At 71.7% G+C, this 17021-nt stretch carries 11 protein-coding genes and 1 pseudogene; 6 read left to right on the forward strand and 6 right to left on the reverse strand.

What is annotated here, in order from left to right:
- Positions 1-60 precede the first annotated feature (60 nt).
- The 3 genes from ACYVHU_RS20145 to ACYVHU_RS20155 form a co-directional block, all read right to left on the reverse strand.
- Positions 61-2472: a SpoIIE family protein phosphatase gene (locus tag ACYVHU_RS20145; protein WP_498949253.1), complete on the reverse strand. Its 2412-nt coding sequence runs from the start codon at positions 2470-2472 to the stop codon at positions 61-63.
- 70 nt (positions 2473-2542) lie between these two features.
- Positions 2543-6556, reverse strand: coding sequence for a HAMP domain-containing protein (locus ACYVHU_RS20150; protein ID WP_498949254.1), 4014 nt, complete (start codon positions 6554-6556; stop codon positions 2543-2545).
- A 234-nt stretch (positions 6557-6790) separates the two neighbouring features.
- Positions 6791-7711, reverse strand: a complete 921-nt coding sequence (locus ACYVHU_RS20155; RefSeq protein WP_078759991.1) for a sugar-binding transcriptional regulator — start codon at positions 7709-7711, stop codon at positions 6791-6793.
- Between the two features lie 221 nt (positions 7712-7932).
- Between ACYVHU_RS20155 and ACYVHU_RS20160 the strand changes: the two genes are divergently transcribed.
- The 4 genes from ACYVHU_RS20160 to ACYVHU_RS20175 are packed head-to-tail and all read left to right on the forward strand — an operon-like array spanning position 7933 to position 12138.
- Positions 7933-8937 (forward strand): zinc-dependent alcohol dehydrogenase family protein, encoded by a 1005-nt coding sequence (locus ACYVHU_RS20160; protein WP_078759510.1) that lies wholly within the window; start codon positions 7933-7935, stop codon positions 8935-8937.
- A gap of 2 nt (positions 8938-8939) precedes the next feature.
- A complete protein-coding gene (locus tag ACYVHU_RS20165) occupies positions 8940-10328 on the forward strand; it encodes an ABC transporter substrate-binding protein (protein ID WP_078759509.1) in 1389 nt (462 codons plus the stop codon).
- Positions 10325-11242 carry a carbohydrate ABC transporter permease gene (locus tag ACYVHU_RS20170; RefSeq protein ID WP_078759508.1) on the forward strand — a complete coding sequence of 306 codons (918 nt, stop codon included), beginning with the start codon at positions 10325-10327 and terminating at the stop codon, positions 11240-11242. The genes ACYVHU_RS20165 and ACYVHU_RS20170 overlap by 4 nt, the downstream gene beginning before the upstream one ends.
- Positions 11239-12138, forward strand: coding sequence for a carbohydrate ABC transporter permease (locus ACYVHU_RS20175; protein ID WP_078759507.1), 900 nt, complete (start codon positions 11239-11241; stop codon positions 12136-12138). Before ACYVHU_RS20170 ends, ACYVHU_RS20175 begins: the two co-directional genes overlap by 4 nt.
- Before the next feature lie 42 nt (positions 12139-12180).
- Here the strand turns inward: ACYVHU_RS20175 and ACYVHU_RS20180 are convergent, their stop codons facing one another.
- Together ACYVHU_RS20180 and ACYVHU_RS20185 are read right to left on the reverse strand one after the other, a co-directional pair.
- Positions 12181-13482, reverse strand: a complete 1302-nt coding sequence (locus tag ACYVHU_RS20180; protein WP_078759506.1) for an MFS transporter — start codon at positions 13480-13482, stop codon at positions 12181-12183.
- 432 nt (positions 13483-13914) lie between these two features.
- A pseudogene (locus tag ACYVHU_RS20185) lies at positions 13915-14544 on the reverse strand (hypothetical protein); the annotation flags it as partial.
- Positions 14545-14624: 80 nt separating this feature from the next.
- Here ACYVHU_RS20185 and ACYVHU_RS20190 point away from each other — a divergent pair.
- A complete protein-coding gene (locus ACYVHU_RS20190) occupies positions 14625-14813 on the forward strand; it encodes a hypothetical protein (RefSeq protein ID WP_432941061.1) in 189 nt (62 codons plus the stop codon).
- A 28-nt stretch (positions 14814-14841) separates the two neighbouring features.
- Here ACYVHU_RS20190 and ACYVHU_RS20195 read toward each other — a convergent pair whose 3' ends face one another.
- A complete protein-coding gene (locus tag ACYVHU_RS20195) occupies positions 14842-15834 on the reverse strand; it encodes an adenosine deaminase family protein (RefSeq protein ID WP_498949256.1) in 993 nt (330 codons plus the stop codon).
- Positions 15835-16082: 248 nt separating this feature from the next.
- Here ACYVHU_RS20195 and ACYVHU_RS20200 point away from each other — a divergent pair, with 248 nt between their 5' ends.
- Positions 16083-16940, forward strand: a complete 858-nt coding sequence (locus ACYVHU_RS20200; RefSeq protein WP_078759503.1) for a siderophore-interacting protein — start codon at positions 16083-16085, stop codon at positions 16938-16940.
- The last annotated feature ends 81 nt before the right edge of the window (positions 16941-17021 follow it).

Consider the following 17021-nt stretch of genomic DNA (forward strand, 5'->3'; position numbering starts at 1 on the left):
TTCTGGGACGCGGCCGGGATCCCGGGAGGACAGTCGGTTTTCGGGCTTTTCCGGCGGATTTCAGTTCAGCCGCACACCGATCAGGCACGTGTCGTCGTCGGTGTCGGCGTTGCCGTGGGTGAGCAGGTGGTCGAGCTGCTCCTCCAGCCCTCCCTCCACCGGTCTGCGGGCCAGCGTGAGCAACCGGTCCAGGGAGTGCTGCAGGGAGCGGTCCCGCCGCTCGATCAGGCCGTCGGTGTACATCAACAGGGTGTCGCCGGGGCGCAGTTCCAGCTCCTCCTCGTCGTAGGAGGCGTCCGGGACCGCGCCCAGCAGGATGCCGCCGGGCAGCGGCAGGGGTTCGGCCGACTCCTCCCGGAGCAGCACCGGCGGCAGGTGCCCGGCACGTGACCAGCGCAGTACACCGGTCGGGGGATCGTAGACCCCGCACACCGCGGTCGCGGTCACCTGCTCGGTCAGGTGGAAGGCGACGGTGTTGAGCCAGCCCAGCAGCTGGGCCGGCCCGGCCCCGGTCGCGGCGAGACCGCGCAGGGCGTTGCGCAGCACGACCATGCCGGTGGCCGCCTCGATGCCGTGTCCGGCCACGTCCCCCACGGCCAGCAGCACCTGCCCGGTGGGCAGGGCGACGGCGTCGTACCAGTCGCCGCCGACCAGGTGCTCCTTCTCGGCGGGGCGGTAGCGGACCGCGACCCGCAGGCCCGACACGTCCATCGGCGGCGGCGCGGGCGGCATGATGGCCTGCTGGAGCTGCAACGCCAGCCGGTTGCGCTCGGCCGCGCGCTGTTCGGTGTCGGCCAGCCGGTCGCGGGTGGCGGCCAACGCCACCTCGGTCCAGTGCTGGGCCGAGACGTCCTGGTAGGCGCCGCGCACGGCGACCAGGTGGCCTCCCGCGTCGGTGACCGGCTCGGCGACGACGCGGATGTGGCGCACCACCCCGTCGGGACGTTGGAGCCGGAACGCGGTGGAGGCCGGGCGCCGATGGTGCAGGACGGTGCGCAGGAAGCGTCCGATGGCCACCGCGTCGTCGGGGTGGGAGTGGGACCGCAACTGCTCCAACGGGATCGGCGCCGCGGTGGGCGGCAGCCCGTACAGGGCGAACAGCTGGCTGTTCCAGGTGATCTCGCCGGTCGCGGTGTTCTCCTCGAAACCGCCGATGCGGCCCAGCCGCTGCGCGTGTTGCAACAGCGCCGCCAGCCGGGCGGCCTCGTCCTGGACCCGCCACGTCAGGAGGACGGCGTCGCCGTAGCGGCCGATGCCGACCGCGGCCACCGAGGAGATGGGGACCTGGTCGACGAGCGAGGACAAGATCATGCGCTCGCTGTGGAAGGGCTCTCCGGTGGCGTGGACGTGCTCGACCTTGTCGAACAGGCCCCCCTCCAGCGCGGCCAGGGGGTAGACCTCCAGGAGCAGGCGGCCGGTGACGTCGGCTCGGGGACGGCCGGCCAGGTCCGCGAAGTGCTCGTTGGTGTAGGCGATGAGGAAGTCGGTCACCCGCCCCTCCCCGTCCCGCCACGGGTGCAGGACGAGCGCGGGGTCCAGCAGGCTGTCGGCCAGGTCGGTGAGCGGGGAGACGGGTTCGATCTCGCCGGTCCCGACGGTCTCGCCGGCGTTGTCGTCCAGGGTGCGCGCGCACAGCTCGGCCAGCGCCTCCAGCTGGCGTTGCACCGCGGGGGGCAACGGCTCCAAGGGGCCGGGCCAGCAGATCTCCAGCACCCCCAGCAGCCGCCCGTTGGTCTCGGCGGGCAGCACGACGCGATCGCCGGTCAGGTCGCGCCCCCCGATGGAGGGTGCCGAGGACTCCACCGAGGAGGGGTCCCACAAGGGGCGGCGCAGCCGCAGCACCCGTTGGGCGAGGGTGCCCACCCCCGGCGGGACGTAGCGCCAGCGGACGGCCTCGGCCGAGGTGAACCCGGCGTGCCCGGCCAGGGTCAGCGACCCGTCGGGGGCGCACGCCCAGACGGCCAGCGCGCTCGCGCCGAGCGGCGCCAGCGCGTGGTCGAGCAGGGACGCGGCCGCGGCCTGGGTCTCACCGGCGGCGAGGATGCCCGATTCCGCGGTGCGCAGCCGGACGGCCGGCGACGGGGAGGAGGATCCCCGGGGAGGCGGAGGAGCATCACCGGAGATGGCGAAGGCGAGGGGGTCGCCCGCCGTCTGGTTGACGATGTCGGCGGCCAGCTCCAACAGCGGCAGCTGCGCCGTCGTGGCCAGCTCCCTGAGCTGCCGGGCCGCCTGGGCCGGACCGCACTGGAGGCGTTCCATCACGATGCCCTTGGCGAGCTCGATCAGGGACCTGGCGTCGGCCGCGGTCTCGGCGTCGCGGAGCTGGCGGCGCAGCCGTTCGACGGTGGCGGCCAGCCGGCCGGCCAGGGTCTCATCGTCCCGTAGGACGTCCGGCGTGTCGTCCACGCCGGGGGAGGTGGTCCTGGCCAGTTCACCGGCGTCGTTGCTCGTGGGCAGATGGGGGGACTCCACGGTCCGCCACTCCTCGATACTCTGCGGGGCCGGGCGGGCGGGACACGCCCGGATTCACGGGGTCAGCGGTTCACAGACCGAGTCGTCGTCGGATGCTCGAGATCAGCTCCTGGGCGTCGACGGGCTTGGTGATGTAGTCGTCGGCTCCGGAGGCCAGGCTCTTCTCCCGATCCCCCTGCATGGCCTTGGCGGTCACCGCGATGATCGGCAGGTGCGCGTGTTCGGGCATGGCCCGGATCGCCGCGGTCGCGGCATAACCGTCCATCTCGGGCATCATCACGTCCATCAGGATCAGGTCGATGCCCGGCGTGGCGGTCAGGGTCTCGATGCCCTTCCGCCCGTTCTCGGCGTGCAGCACCCGCATGCCGTGCAGTTCGAGGATCCCGGTGAGCGCGAAGACGTTGCGGGCGTCGTCGTCGACCACGAGCACCGTGCGCCCGGCCAGCGGCGCGTCCGCCTCCTCGGCCGGGGCGGGGGCGTCGGCCTCACCACCGTGGCGCACCAGGGGGAGCACGGCGTCGGGGCGCTCGGCGGTCAGGTGCAGGGCGATGCGTTCCCGCAGCTCGTCGAGGCTGGGAAGCAGCTCCAGCGGACGGACCTGCGCGTGCTCCTGCAACAGCTCCTCCAGGCCGGAGTCCAGGCGCCGGTTGTGGTGGGCCAGCACCGGCACCCCGCGCAGCGCGGGGTCGCCGTCCAGCGCCTTGAGGAAGCGCGGCGCGGCGCCGTCGGCCATGTCGAGTTCCAGCACGACGCAGTGGAAGGCGCCCGTGGCCAACGCGGTCGCCGCCTCCTCGGCGCCCACGGCGGTGGTGACCTGCACGGGGCCGCGCGGATCGGCCGGGCCGCGGTCGTCGGCGAGGTCGGCGACCGCGCTCTCGGCGACCAGGGACAGCAGTCCACGGGGGCGGTCCTCGATGACCAGCAGACGTCGCTGCTGCGGGGGGTCGGCCGCAGCCGTGAGGGCGGGAGCCGTCCGGGCCTCCTCGACGTCGAGGGTCCCGGCCAGGACCTCGACCTGCTCCTCGGAGTCGGGGCGGGCGATGGGCAGGTACAGGGTGAAGGTGCTGCCCTCGCCGACCCGGCTCGTCGCGTGGACGGCACCGCCGAGCAGGTAGGCGATCTCGCGGCTGATGGACAGACCCAGCCCGGTGCCGCCGTACTTGCGGCTGGTCGTGCCGTCGGCCTGCTGGAACGCGCCGAAGATCACCTCCAGCTGGTCCTCGGCGATGCCGATACCGGTGTCGGTGACGCGGAAGGCCAGCGCCGGTCCGTGGGCGCGGACCGCCGCGGGGAGCTCGGCCTCCTCGGCCGGCGAGATCCGCAGTTCGACCAGGCCGGTCTCGGTGAACTTGACCGCGTTGGACAGCAGGTTGCGCAGGACCTGGCGCAACCGGGAGTCGTCGGTGAACAGCTCGGCGGGCACCCCGGGGTCGGTGCTGATCCGAAACTCCAGTCCCTTCTGCCCGGTGAGGGGGCGGAAGGTCGCGTCGACGTAGTCGAGCAGTCGGCGCAGCGAGACCCGCTCGGGGTTGAGGTCCATCTTGCCGGCCTCGACCTTGGACAGGTCGAGGATGTCGTTGATCAGCTGGAGCAGGTCCGATCCGGCGGAGTGGATGACCCCCGCGTACTCCACCTGCTTGGGGGTGAGGTTGCGGGTGGGGTTCTGGGCCAGCAGCTGCGCCAGGATCAGCAGGCTGTTGAGGGGCGTGCGCAGCTCGTGGCTCATGTTGGCCAGGAACTCCGACTTGTACTTCGAGGCCAGCGCGAGCTCCTGCGCCCGGATCTCCAGCTCCTGGCGGGCCTGCTCGATCTCCAGGTTCTTGGTCTCGATGTCGCGGTTCTGGCTGGCCAGCAGCGCGGCCTTCTCCTCCAGCTCCGCGTTGGAGCGCTGCAACTCCTCCTGGCGGATCTGAAGCTCCTCGGAACGGGCCTGGAGTTCGGCGGCCAGCCGCTGCGACTCGTCCAGCAGCTCGTCGGTGCGGGCGTTGGCGAGGATGCTGTTGACGTTGACCCCCACCATCTCCATGAGCTGTTCGAGGAAATCACGGTGGATCTGGGTGAAGGGACGCACCGAGGCCAGCTCCAGGGCTCCCAGCACCTGTTCCTCGACCACGATCGGCAGCACGATCAGCGTGTTGGGTGGGGCCTCGCCCAGGCCGGAGGAGACCGCGACGTAGCCGGGCGGCAGGTCCTCGACCACGATGGTGCGGCGGCTGCGCGCGGCCTGGCCGACCAGGGACTCGCCGAGGCGGAAGCGCACCGGGGCCTCGCCGCGGGGACGGCCGTAGGAGCCGACCAGCCGCAGTTCGACGCCGCGCGGGGTCTCCTCGGCCAGGTAGAACGCTCCGTACTGGGCGGAGACCAACGGGGTCAGCTCGTCCATGACGAGGTCGGCGACGACGGCGAGGTCGCGGTGGCCCTGCATCAGCCCGGTGACGCGCGCCAGGTTGGACTTGAGCCAGTCCTGCTCCTGGTTGGCGCGGGTGGTCTCGCGCAGCGACCGGACCATCCAGTTGATGTTGTCCTTGAGGTCGGCGACCTCGCCCGAGGCCTCGACCGTGATGGAACGTGTCAGGTCCCCCTCGGCCACCGCGCTGGTGACCTCGGCGATCGCGCGGACCTGGCGGGTGAGGTTGCCGGCGAGCTCGTTGACGTTCTCGGTCAGCCGCTTCCAGGTGCCCGACACCCCCTCGACCTCGGCCTGGCCGCCGAGGCGGCCCTCGGTGCCGACTTCGCGGGCGACGCGGGTGACCTCGCCGGCGAAGGAGGAGAGCTGGTCGACCATCGTGTTGATGGTGGTCTTGAGTTCGAGGATCTCGCCCCGGGCGTCGACGTCGATCTTGCGGGTGAGGTCGCCGTTGGCGACGGCGGTGGCGACCTGGGCGATGGAGCGGACCTGGCCGGTCAGGTTGGACGCCATGACGTTGACGTTGTCGGTGAGGTCCTTCCAGGTGCCCGACACCCCGGGGACCCGCGCCTGGCCGCCGAGGCGGCCCTCGGTGCCGACCTCGCGCGCCACCCGGGTGACCTCGTCGGCGAACGCCGACAGCCGGTCGACCATCGTGTTGATGGTCTCCTTGAGCTCCAGGATCTCGCCGCGCGCCTCGACCCGGATCTTCTGCGACAGGTCGCCGTTGGCCACGGCCGTGGTCACCTGGGCGATGGAGCGGACCTGGCGGGTGAGGTTGCCCGCCATGATGTTGACGTTCTCGGTGAGGTCCTTCCAGGTGCCCGAGACGCCCTTGACGTCGGCCTGGCCGCCGAGGCGGCCTTCGGTGCCGACTTCGCGGGCGACGCGGGTGACCTCGCCGGCGAAGGAGGAGAGCTGGTCGACCATCGTGTTGATGGTGGTCTTGAGTTCGAGGATCTCGCCCCGGGCGTCGACGTCGATCTTCTGGGACAGGTCGCCGTTGGCGACGGCGGTGGCGACCTGGGCGATGGAGCGGACCTGGCCGGTGAGGTTTCCGGCCATGAAGTTGACGGAGTTGGTGAGGTCGCGCCACACCCCGTCCACGCCGGGGACCTGAGCCTGGCCGCCGAGGCGGCCTTCGGTGCCGACTTCGCGGGCGACGCGGGTGACCTCGCCGGCGAAGGAGGAGAGCTGGTCGACCATCGTGTTGATGGTGGTCTTGAGTTCGAGGATCTCGCCCCGGGCGTCGACGTCGATCTTCTGGGACAGGTCGCCGTTGGCGACGGCGGTGGCGACCTGGGCGATGGAGCGGACCTGGCCGGTGAGGTTTCCGGCCATCGCGTTCACCGAGTCGGTGAGGTCCTCCCAGGTGCCCGACACCCCGGGGACCCGCGCCTGACCGCCCAGTTGCCCCTCGGTGCCGACCTCGCGCGCCACCCGGGTGACCTCCGAGGTGAACAGCGAGAGCTGGTCGACCATGCCGTTGAAGACGACCGCGATCTCGCCGAGCAGACCCTCGCCGTCGTCGGGCAGCCGCGTGCCGAAATCGCCGTCGCGCACCGCGGTGAGTCCCGCCAGCAGCCGGCGGAGCTCGGCCTCCCCGACCACGTCGACAGGGTCGGGGCCGCCCTCACGAAGGGGTCCCTGAACGCCGGTGTCCGCCACTTCGCCCATCTCGCGTCCTCATCCCGGTGGATGCCTCGACGGCCGGACCAGTGTCACGGTCCGGCCCCAGGGTCGCCTGCACTCGGTTCGAACGGGCGTCCGCAGACATGCTCCCACGAACCCGGATGGAGAGTACCCGGTGGTCCGCGGGGAGCGCTTTCCGGGCGGACCGCAAGCAGGGGAAAAGGACGTTTTCGGCCGGCCGCCCAAGGATGCCCCCACGCGGCCGGTCGGCGGGGGACGTCAGAGCGCGCCGGCCAGGGCCCGCGCCACGGAGGAGTCGGTGACCAATGTGGAGACCAGTCCCGAACGCAGCGCCGCGTCGATCGCCCCGGCCTTGCCGTCTCCACCGGCCAGCGCGATCACCTCGGGGATATGGCGCAGTTCCCGCGTGCTCACGGTGAGCACGCGGTCGGCGAGCTCGGTGCACACCTCACGCCCCTCGGCGTCGAACAGGTGGGTGGACATCTCGGCCCGCACGCCCTGCTCGGCGATCGCGTCGCGGACCGCGGGGTCCAGGGCGTCATAGACGGTGGACAGGCCCTCGCTCCAGGCGCCGATCGACACCACCGCCGTGGTGACCTGCCCGAAGCGGTCGAAGGCCGCGGCCACCCCCGGATCCGCGCGCAGGGCACGGGCCGTGGCCGCGTCGGGCAGGATGAGCGGGGCGTAGATGGGGTAGGCGGGGCCGCCCGACAGCGCCGCCGCCCGCTGCACGGTCTCGACCGTCCCGGGGCCGGGGTCGCGACGGGAGTACACCCCGTTGAGCTGCACGGTCGTGCAACGTGGCAGCCGGGTCAGCGACGTGAGGATGACGTTGACCGTCCGCCCCCAGGTCAGGCCCAAGACGTCGCCCTCGGAGAGGGTGTCGGCCAGCAGGTCGGCCGCGACCACGCCGATCCGTTCGCGCACCCGCGCCTGGTCGCCGTCCCCGGCGTCGACGACGATCACCCGGCGCAGTCCATAGGCCGCGCGAAGGGTCTCCGACAGGCCGGCGTCGATGCCGTCGGGAAGCCGGATGTCGATCCGGACGATCCCGCTCTCCCGAGCGAAGTCGAGCACGCGCGCCACCTTGAACCGGCTCATCCCGAACTCCTCGGCGATCTCCACTTTGGAGCGCCCGTCGAGGTAGAAACGGCGCGCGACACCGGCCGCCAGCAGCAGGTCGGAGATCCCCTTGGCCTGCGCTTCCGCGGGGGCCGGCGCCTCTGTGACGACGTCCTCGTCTCTGTCCATGTTCCTCGTGCTCATGTGAGTGCCAGTGTGCTCATCGGTGAAATCATACGTTGACACGGGGTTTCCGGGACGTTTCAATGGCCGCACCAAAAGAGCGATACATCGCTCTTTTGAGCGGACTTACGAGTGAAGCGAACCGAGGAGCCACCGTGCGCGCAGCGATCATCCCCCGTCCGGGCGAGGTGGAGGTGGGGACGAGACCCGATCCGACCCCCGCCCCGCACCAAGTCGTCGTCAAAGTGGGGGCGTGCGGCATTTGCGGCACCGACCTGCACATCGCCGACGGGGAATTCCCGCCCAGCCCCTACCCCCTCGTCCCCGGCCACGAGTTCAGCGGTGAGGTCGTCGAGGTCGGCTCCGCCGCCCCCGGCGGGCTGCGCCCCGGCGACCGGGTCGCCGTGGACCCCTCGCTGTTCTGCGGCCACTGCGAGTTCTGTCGCGCGGGCCGCGGCAACCTGTGCGCCAACTGGGCGGCCACCGGCGACACCGTCGACGGCGCGTTCGCCGAGTACGTCGCCGTCCCGGCCGCCAACTGCTACCGGATGCCCGACACGATGAGCTACCGCGAGGGAGCCCTGGTCGAGCCGCTGTCCTGCGCCGTGCACGGCCTGCGCCGCCTCGGCGCCGAACCGGGCGAGAACATCCTCGTGGTCGGCGCCGGGACCATGGGCCTGATGCTCCAGCAGCTCCTCCAGCGCGCCGGGGCCCGCGTCACCGTCGTCGACCGCAACCCCGAGCGCGTCAAGATCGCCGACGGGCTGGGCGCCCAGGCCATCGCCACCGACGTCGCCGAACTCGACGGCGTCCGCTTCGACGCCGCCGTCGACGTCACCGGCGTGCCCGCCGCGATCGAGGCGGGACTGGGCGCGTTGCGGCGGGGAGGCCGCTTCCTGGTGTTCGGCGTCGCCCCCGACAACGCGCGCGTCAGCCTGTCGCCGTTCCGCGTCTACAACGACGAGATCACGATCGTCGGCTCCATGGCGGTGCTGCACAGCTACGGGGCGGCCCTGGACCTGATCGCCTCCGGCGCGATCGAGACCGCGCCGCTGCTCACCCACGCGCTGCCCCTCGAACGTTTCCCCGAGGCGCTCGGCCTGATGCGCGCCGGCGCCGGCGTGAAGATCCAGGTCCTGCCCGGCGGAACGGAGGAGTGAGGATGCGCGCCGTCCCCCCGGCGACCGGCGACCCCGTCCGCCGTCCCCTTCCCGCCGCGCTGGCCGTCGCCACCGCGGGCGCGCTGACCCTCTCCGGTTGCGCCGGAGCCGGCGCGATCAACGCCGGCGGCGAGGACCCGCTCGTCGTCGCCATCGTCGCCAACCCGCAGATGCAGGACGCCATCGCCCTGCAGTCCCACTTCGAGGCCGAACACCCCGGCATCGAGGTGAACTTCGTGACCCTGCCCGAGAACGAGGCGCGCGCCAAGATCACCACCTCCGTCGCCACCGAGGGCGGCGAGTTCGACGTGGTGATGATCAGCAACTACGAGACCGCGCAGTGGGCGGAGAACGGCTGGCTGACCAACCTCCAGCCGCACATCGACGCCACCGAGGGCTACGACGCCGACGACTTCATCCCCACCGTCCGCGAGTCGCTGTCCTACGAGGGCGACATGTACTCCGTCCCCTTCTACGGCGAGTCCTCCTTCCTCGCCTACCGGGAGGACCTGTTCCGCGAGGCCGGTCTGGAGATGCCCGAGAACCCCACCTGGCACCAGATCGCCGAGTTCGCCGCCGAACTCGACGACGACGAGGCCGGAGTCGCCGGGATCTGCCTGCGCGGCCTGCCCGGCTGGGGCGAGGTGATGAGCCCGCTCACCACCGTGGTGAACACCTTCGGCGGGAGCTGGTTCGACGCGGAGTGGAACTCCGGGCTCACCAGCCCCGAGTACCGCGAGGCCGTGAACTTCTACGTCGACCTCGTCCGCGAGCACGGCCAGCCCGGTGCCGCCAACAGCGGGTACGGTGACTGCCTGACCCACTACAGCCAGGGCCGCGCGGCCATGTGGTACGACGCCACCGCCATGGTCAGCACCATCGAGGACCCCGCCTCCAGCACGGTGGCCGGACTCAGCGGCTACGCCCCGGCGCCGGTCGTGCAGACCGACCGCAGCGGCTGGCTGTACGTGTGGTCCCTCGCGATCCCCGCCACCACCGAGGACCCCGAGCGCGCCTGGGAGTTCGTCGAGTGGGTGACCGACCGGGACTACATCGAGACCGTCGGCGAGGAGTTCGGCTGGGAACGGGTGCCCCCGGGCAGCCGGATCAGCACCTTCGAGAACCCCCGGTACCAGGAGGTGGCGCAGGCCTACGCCCAGCCCATGCGTGAGGCCATCGAGACCGCCGACAGCGACAACGCCACCCTCCACCCCGTCCCCTACGAGGGGATCGGATTCGTGGCCATCCCCGAGTTCCAGGACCTCGGCACCCGGGTCAGCCAGCAGATCAGCGCGGCCATCGCCGGACGCATCGACGTCGACGAAGCCCTGGAACAGAGCGACGACTACGCCCGCTCCGTCGGCGAGACCTACCAGCGGGAGGAACAATGAGCACCACAGCCGTGCCCCGGGAGGGCACGCGCCGCACCGGGGACTGGGCACGCCGCGCCCCGCTGCTGCCCGCGCTGATCTTCACGATCGTGGTGACCCAGCTCCCGTTCCTCGTCACCATCTGGTACTCGCTGCGCTCCTGGAACCTGCTGCGCCCCGGATCGGGACAGTTCAGCGGCCTGGACAACTACGTCGCGGTGCTCACCGACACCCAGTTCCTGGGAGCGGCGGGCAACACGATCCTGATCACCGCCTCCTGCGTGCTGGTGTCGATGCTGCTGGGGATCGGCCTGGCCCTGCTGCTGGACCGGAAGTTCTTCGGGCGCGGGCTGGCCCGCACCCTGCTGATCACCCCGTTCCTCATCGTCCCGGTCGCCACCGCCCTGCTGTGGAAGACCACGATGTTCGACCCGGTCTTCGGCCTGGTCGGGTTCGCGCTGTCGCCGTTCGGGCTGGGCGACGTCGACTGGGTGTCGAGCTACCCGGTGGCCTCGGTGGTCACCGCGCTGGTGTGGCAGTGGACGCCGTTCATGATGCTGCTGGTCCTGGCCGGTCTCCAAAGCCAGGGACGCGACGTCGTGGAGGCGGGGCAGGTCGACGGGGCCGGACCCCGGCAGATGTTCCTCTTCGTCACCCTGCCGCACCTGCGGCGCTACATCGAGCTGGGGGTGCTGCTCGGCTCCATCTACGTCGTCGGCACCTTCGACACCATCTACATGATGACCCAGGGCGGTCCCGGCACGGCCAGCGCCAACCTGCCGTTCACCATCTACCAGCGGGCGTTCCTGGGATTTGACATCGGTCAGTCCGCGGCGATGGGGGTGATCGTGGTGATCGGCACCATGATCGTCGCGACGCTCGCCCTGCGGCTGATCTTCCGCACCTTCATGGCGACCGAGGAGAAGCTCTCATGACGGCCACCCACCTGCCGTCCCCCAAGGCGGCGCGCGCGGGATCCGGGGCTCCGCCCGCCCCCGCGCCCCGGCCCCGCCGGCGCCGTGGCGGGGCCGGGGGCCTCGCCCTGACCCTGCTCACCTGGGCCGTGACGCTGGTGTTCGTCGCACCGGCCCTGTGGATGGTGCTCACCTCCTTCAAGCAGGAGGCCGACGCCTACACCGATCCGCCCCGGATCTTCTTCGAACCGACCCTGGACCGGTTCCGTGAGGTCTTCGCCGCCGACTTCGCCCCCTACCTCGGCAACTCCCTCATGGCGACGTTGTTCTCCACCACGCTCGTCCTGGTGCTGGGGGTGCCCGCGGCCTACGCGCTGTCGGTCGCGCCGGTGCGCAAGACCAAGGACGTGCTGTTCTTCTTCATCTCCACCAAGATGCTGCCGGTCGTCGCGGTCATCGTCCCGCTCTACGTCATCGCCGGTCGCATCAAGATGCTGGACAACATCTGGACCCTGGTGATCCTCTACACCGCGATGAACCTGCCCATCGCGGTGTGGATGCTGCGCTCGTTCTTCCTGGAGGTGCCGCGCGGCATCGTCGAGGCCGCCCGGATGGAGGGCGCGTCGCTGCCGCGCGTGCTGTGGTCGGTCATGCTGCCGGTCATGGCCCCCGGTATCGCCGCGACCGCGCTGATCTGCATGATCTTCTCCTGGAACGAGTTCTTCTTCGCCGTCAACCTGACCGCGTCGCAGGCCGCCACGGTGCCGGTGTTCATGACCGGGTTCATCACCAGCGAAGGCCTGTACTGGGCCCAACTGTCGGCGGCGGCCACCATGGTGTCCCTGCCGATCGTCATCGTCGGCTGGATCGCCCAGCGCCAGCTCGTCCGCGGCCTGTCCATGGGCGCGGTCAAATAATCCGATCGGGTGTGCGCGCGGCGCGGGTCGCGCGCACACCCCTCAGCGCAACTCGGCTCCCCGCGTCTCGGGCAGGGTGAGGACGACGACGAAGGTCACCACGGCCGCGGCGGCCACGTAGGAGAAGAAGACGGGCGCGTACCCCGCCGCGGCCAGCGTGCTGATCACCAACGGCGCGGTGCCCCCGAACAGCGCCACGGTCAGGTTGTACCAGGCGCCGATCCCCAGCCCGCGCAGTTCCGTCGGGAACAGTTCGCTCATGACGGCCGGCGCGATCGACGTCATGGCGCTGTAGAGCCCCAGCCCCACGCAGAACACCACGAGCAGTCCGGCCAGACTGGTGCCCACCAGGCTCGACAGGGGCACGATCAGCAGCGCCGTCGCCGCCGACCAGACCAGGAGCTGGGGTCTGCGGCCGAGACGGTCCGACAGGGCGCCCATCGGATACTGCAGCGCGACGAACAGCGCGGTCGCCACGGACAGGGCGAGGAACACGTCCGCGTCGTCGGCGCCGCGCACGTCGACGGCGAAGGGGCCGAGCGCGCTGAAGAAGGTATAGTAGCACAGCGTCGACAGCATCGTGAAGCCCACGACCTGGCCGACCGCCCGGGGGTGGCGCCGCAGGGTGGTCAGCAGCGGGCGGGAGGCGCGGCGCCCCTCGCCGACGCTGCGTTCGAACAGCTCGGTCTCGCCCAGGCTGCGACGCAGCCACAGACCCACCAGCCCCAGCAGACCGCCGAGCGCGAACGGGATGCGCCACCCGTAGGCCTCCAGCGCCTCCGTGTCCAGGAGGCGGGCCAGCGCGAAGCCGATCAGGGAGGCCGCGAGCACCGCCGAACCGGTGGACAGGTAGAAGAACGAGGAGTAACGGCCCCTGCGGTCGGCCGGCGCGATCTCGCCCAGATAGGCCGAGGCGTTGGACACCTCCCCGCCGATCGACACCCCCTGGGCGATCCGGGCGAGCAGGAGCAGCACCGGCGCCACCCAGCCCACCTGCTCGTAGGTCGGCAGCACCGCCAGCACCACCGAGCCGCCGGCCATCAGCACGATGGTGAGCAGCATCGCCGGCCTGCGGCCCTTGACGTCGGCCAGGCGGCCGATGAGCAGACCGCCGAGCGGGCGGAAGAAGAACGCGAGCGCGAAGGCCGCGAAGGTGTTGATGCGGGCGAGGTCCTCGTTGTCGCCGGGGAAGAACTGGGTGGCGAAGTAGATGCTGAACGTCGCGTAGATCGTCCAGTCGTACCATTCGATCGCGTTGCCGACGCTCGCCGCCACCAGCCGTCTGACCGGTAGGCGATGTTCGGGTGCGCTGGCCGCAACGGCCCCGCCGGTGGTTGGGTTCATATCGCCCATCCTCTAGCGGCCGTCCGGCGGGCACCGGCGTTTTCGTGATCTTCGCCCGCCGGCCGGCGCGTTCCCCCAGCACCGGGAGGAGAGGGACGGGAGACGTCCGATTCCGGACACGGCCGGCGATCCAGGCCGGCGCGGGGGAGCGGCCGCCACCTCGCCGGCAGAGGGAACGTTGACGCATCGTGGGGCGACGCCCCGACGGGCTCGGGCACCCCTCCTCCCGACGTCCACCGCGCGGCGGGCCGGGACCCGGCCGCCTGGGCCGGGAACGGGGCACGCCGGTCCCCGGGACGGTCCGGCGGCCCCGGTTCAGTCGCCGCGCCGCCAGGGGAGAGGGGGAAGGCGCACAGCGCGGGGAAGACGGGGCAGCCGCAGTCGTGGGCGGGAGCGCTCGGCGGCGGGCCGGGTCCGCCCGGCCAGGGCCTCGTCGGGGATGTCCACCGCGATCTCCCCGCCGAGCCGGTGCCCCCCGACCAGGTCCAGGTCGTCGCCGCTCCAGAAACGTCCCGGGTCATACCAGTTGGGCCTGCGCCCGCCGGGCAGCAACCCCATGGCCTCGTAGGTGAGCGCGACGACCTCGGCGCAGTAGGCGGTCTCCAGCCTCCGCTCGCCCGCGCCGCCCCGGCCCCGCCGCGGAGGCAGGGGCACCCGGCCGCGCAGCCACCGCCCGGCGAGGCGGGCCGTCGAGGGGAAGGGGGTGCCGTCCAACCGGGCGATCGTGCGCAGGACCGCGTCCTCGGCCTCACGGGTGACGGACGGGTCGAGCTGGCGCAGCCACGCCCGTTGGCCGTACCTCGCCCCCCAGGTGACCACGGCGTCGCGCAGGTCGTGGAGCTGGACGCCGCGCTGGTGGGTGCCCGACCACATGTCGGGCAGGGAGCGGCCCAGCTCGGCGTGCCACATCAGTGGCGGAAGGTCCTCGATCACCACGGACATGCCCACGTGGTTGACGGGGCTGTTGGTGGTGACCTGGATGGCCCGGTCGGGGACGGTGCGTCCGCGGAAGACCCAGACGTCACCGGTGCGGGTGAGGTCGACGGCCTCGTCCAGGCTGATGTGGGTCTCGGTCACGGCGAAGCCGTCCTCTCTGGCCGCGGGCCGGGGCGTTCTCGACGGGACACCGGTAGCTTAGGCGCATGCGCTGGTGGAAGATACTGGGCCTGGCGGGCTTCGCGGGCGTCGCGGCGACCGGGGTGGTCATCGCGCGTGCGGAACGCCGCCGTCGCGCCTACACCCCCGAGGAGATCCGGACGCGGCTGCGGCAACGTCTGGCCGAGGCGACACGCGAGGAGATCGAACCGCCACAGGACTCCGGCCGGAGCTGATCCGTCCCGGCCGCGCGGCCGGGACGGGTCACTCCGCCGGGAACCGGTAGGCGTCGACCTCGGCGATCAGCTCCGCGCGCCGCTCCTCGTCCAGGAAGGCGGCCCGGAAGGAGTTGCGGGCCAGCTCACGAACGGTCTCCGGGTCGAGGCCGAGCGCCCTGCGCACGCCGTCGAGGTTGTCCTCGACGTAGCCGCCGAAGTAGGCGGGGTCGTCGGAGTTTACGGTCACCACGAGCCCCGCGCCGATCAGCTTGGGGAGCGGGTGCTCCTCCAGCCGCTCCACCACGCGCAGCCGGACGTTGGAGAAGGGACACACGGTCAGCGGTACGGCCTCTCGGCGCAGCCGCTCCACCAGCTCGGGGTCCTCCAGGCAGCGCACCCCGTGGTCGATCCGCTCGGCGCCCAGGACGTCCAGGGCCTGGCGCACGTAGTCGGCGGGCCCCTCCTCGCCGGCGTGGGCCACCCGGCGCAGCCCTGCGGCGCGGGCCGCGGCGAAGACCTCACGGAACTTCTCCGGGGGGTTGCCGATCTCGGCGGAGTCGAGTCCGACACCGGTGATCGCGTGCAGATGGGGGCGGGCGCTCTCCAGGGTCTCCATGGCCTCCTCGGCGGGGCGGTCGCGCAGGAAGCACAGGATGAGCCGGGAGGAGATCCCCAGGCTCCGCTCGGCGTCCTCCAAGGCGCGGGCCAGCCCGGTGACCACGGTCCCGATCGCCACGCCACGGGAGGTGTGGGCCTGGGGGTCGAAGAAGATCTCGGCGTGCCGCACGCCCTGCGCGGCGGCCCGCTCCAGGTAGGCGGCGGCGAGGTCGGCGAAGTCCTGCTCGGTGCGCAGGACCGACATCAGCGCGTAGTACAGGTCGAGGAACGACTGGAGGTCGGTGAAGGAGTAGGCGCGGCGCAGCTCCTCGACGGAGTCGAACGGCAGCTCGATCCCGTTGCGCTTGGCGAGTTCGAAGGCGAGTTCGGGTTCCAGGGTGCCCTCGATGTGCAGGTGCAGTTCCGCCTTGGGGATGGCCATCGTCGTGGGGATCTCTTTCGTGCTGCTGCGTCGCCGAAGCGTCGGGGTCGGCGCAGGCGGCCCCGTCACGACGGAGGGGCGTGGACCTGCGGCGGTGCGGGCTCCCCCATGTGTACCAGCGGAACGGGGGGAGGACGAAACGGAGACGACGTGACGGGGGTGACACGGCGGCGCCCACTCGGGATACCCTAGGCTTGCCTGAGTGTTTTAGGTATGCCTAACCAAATGTGGAAGGTGGTGGACGGCCGATGACGGACCGTCGAACGCGCGAGAAGCCCCGGGTTCACCACGGCCGGGTCCGGCACGTCGAGCGCCTGACCCCGCACATGATCCGGGTGGTTCTCGGCGGTGACGGGCTCGCGGGGTTCTCCGCCGGTGACTACACCGACCACTACGTCAAGCTGCTCTTCCCGCGGCCCGGCGTCGCCTATCCCGAGCCGTTCGACATCGAGGCGATCCGCCGTGACTTCCCGCGTGAGCAGTGGCCCCTCACCCGCACCTACACCGTGCGCTCCTGGGACGCCGCCACCCGGGAGCTCGTCATCGACTTCGTCCACCACGGTGACGAGGGGCTGGCCGGCCCCTGGGCCGCCGCCGCGCGGCCGGGCGACGTCATCCGCTTTCTCGGCCCCGGGGGCGCCTACGCGCCCGCGCCCGAGTCCGGCTGGCACCTGCTCGTCGGTGACGAGAGCGCCCTTCCCGCCATCGCGGCCTCGGTCGAGCGCCTGCCCGCCGGTGCGGTCGCCCGCGTCCTGGTCGAGGTCGCCGACGAGGCGGAGGAGCAGCGGCTCGCCGTGCCCGACGGCGACGTCCAGGTCACCTGGGTGCACCGTGGGGAGCGCCGGGTCGGGGCCGCCCTGGCCGAGGCGGTGCGCGGACTGGAGTTCCCCGAGGGCGAGGTCCAGGCGTTCGTCCACGGCGAGGCGAACTTCGTCAAGGAGCTGCGCCACTTCCTGCGACTGGAGCACCAGGTGCCCCGTGAGCGCCTGTCGATCTCCGGCTACTGGCGCCTGGGCAGCGACGAGGACGGCTGGCAGTCCTCCAAGGGCGAGTGGAACCGCCGTGTCGAAGAGGAGGAGGCCGCCCGCCTCGCCGGGGTGTCCTGAGCCGGATCCTCGCCTCGCGCCCCTTCGGTGGGGCGCGATGACCACTGGACGTCCCGGGAAGGGCGGTGGTGTCCCCGGAGT

This window comes from Marinactinospora endophytica (assembly GCF_054780875.1).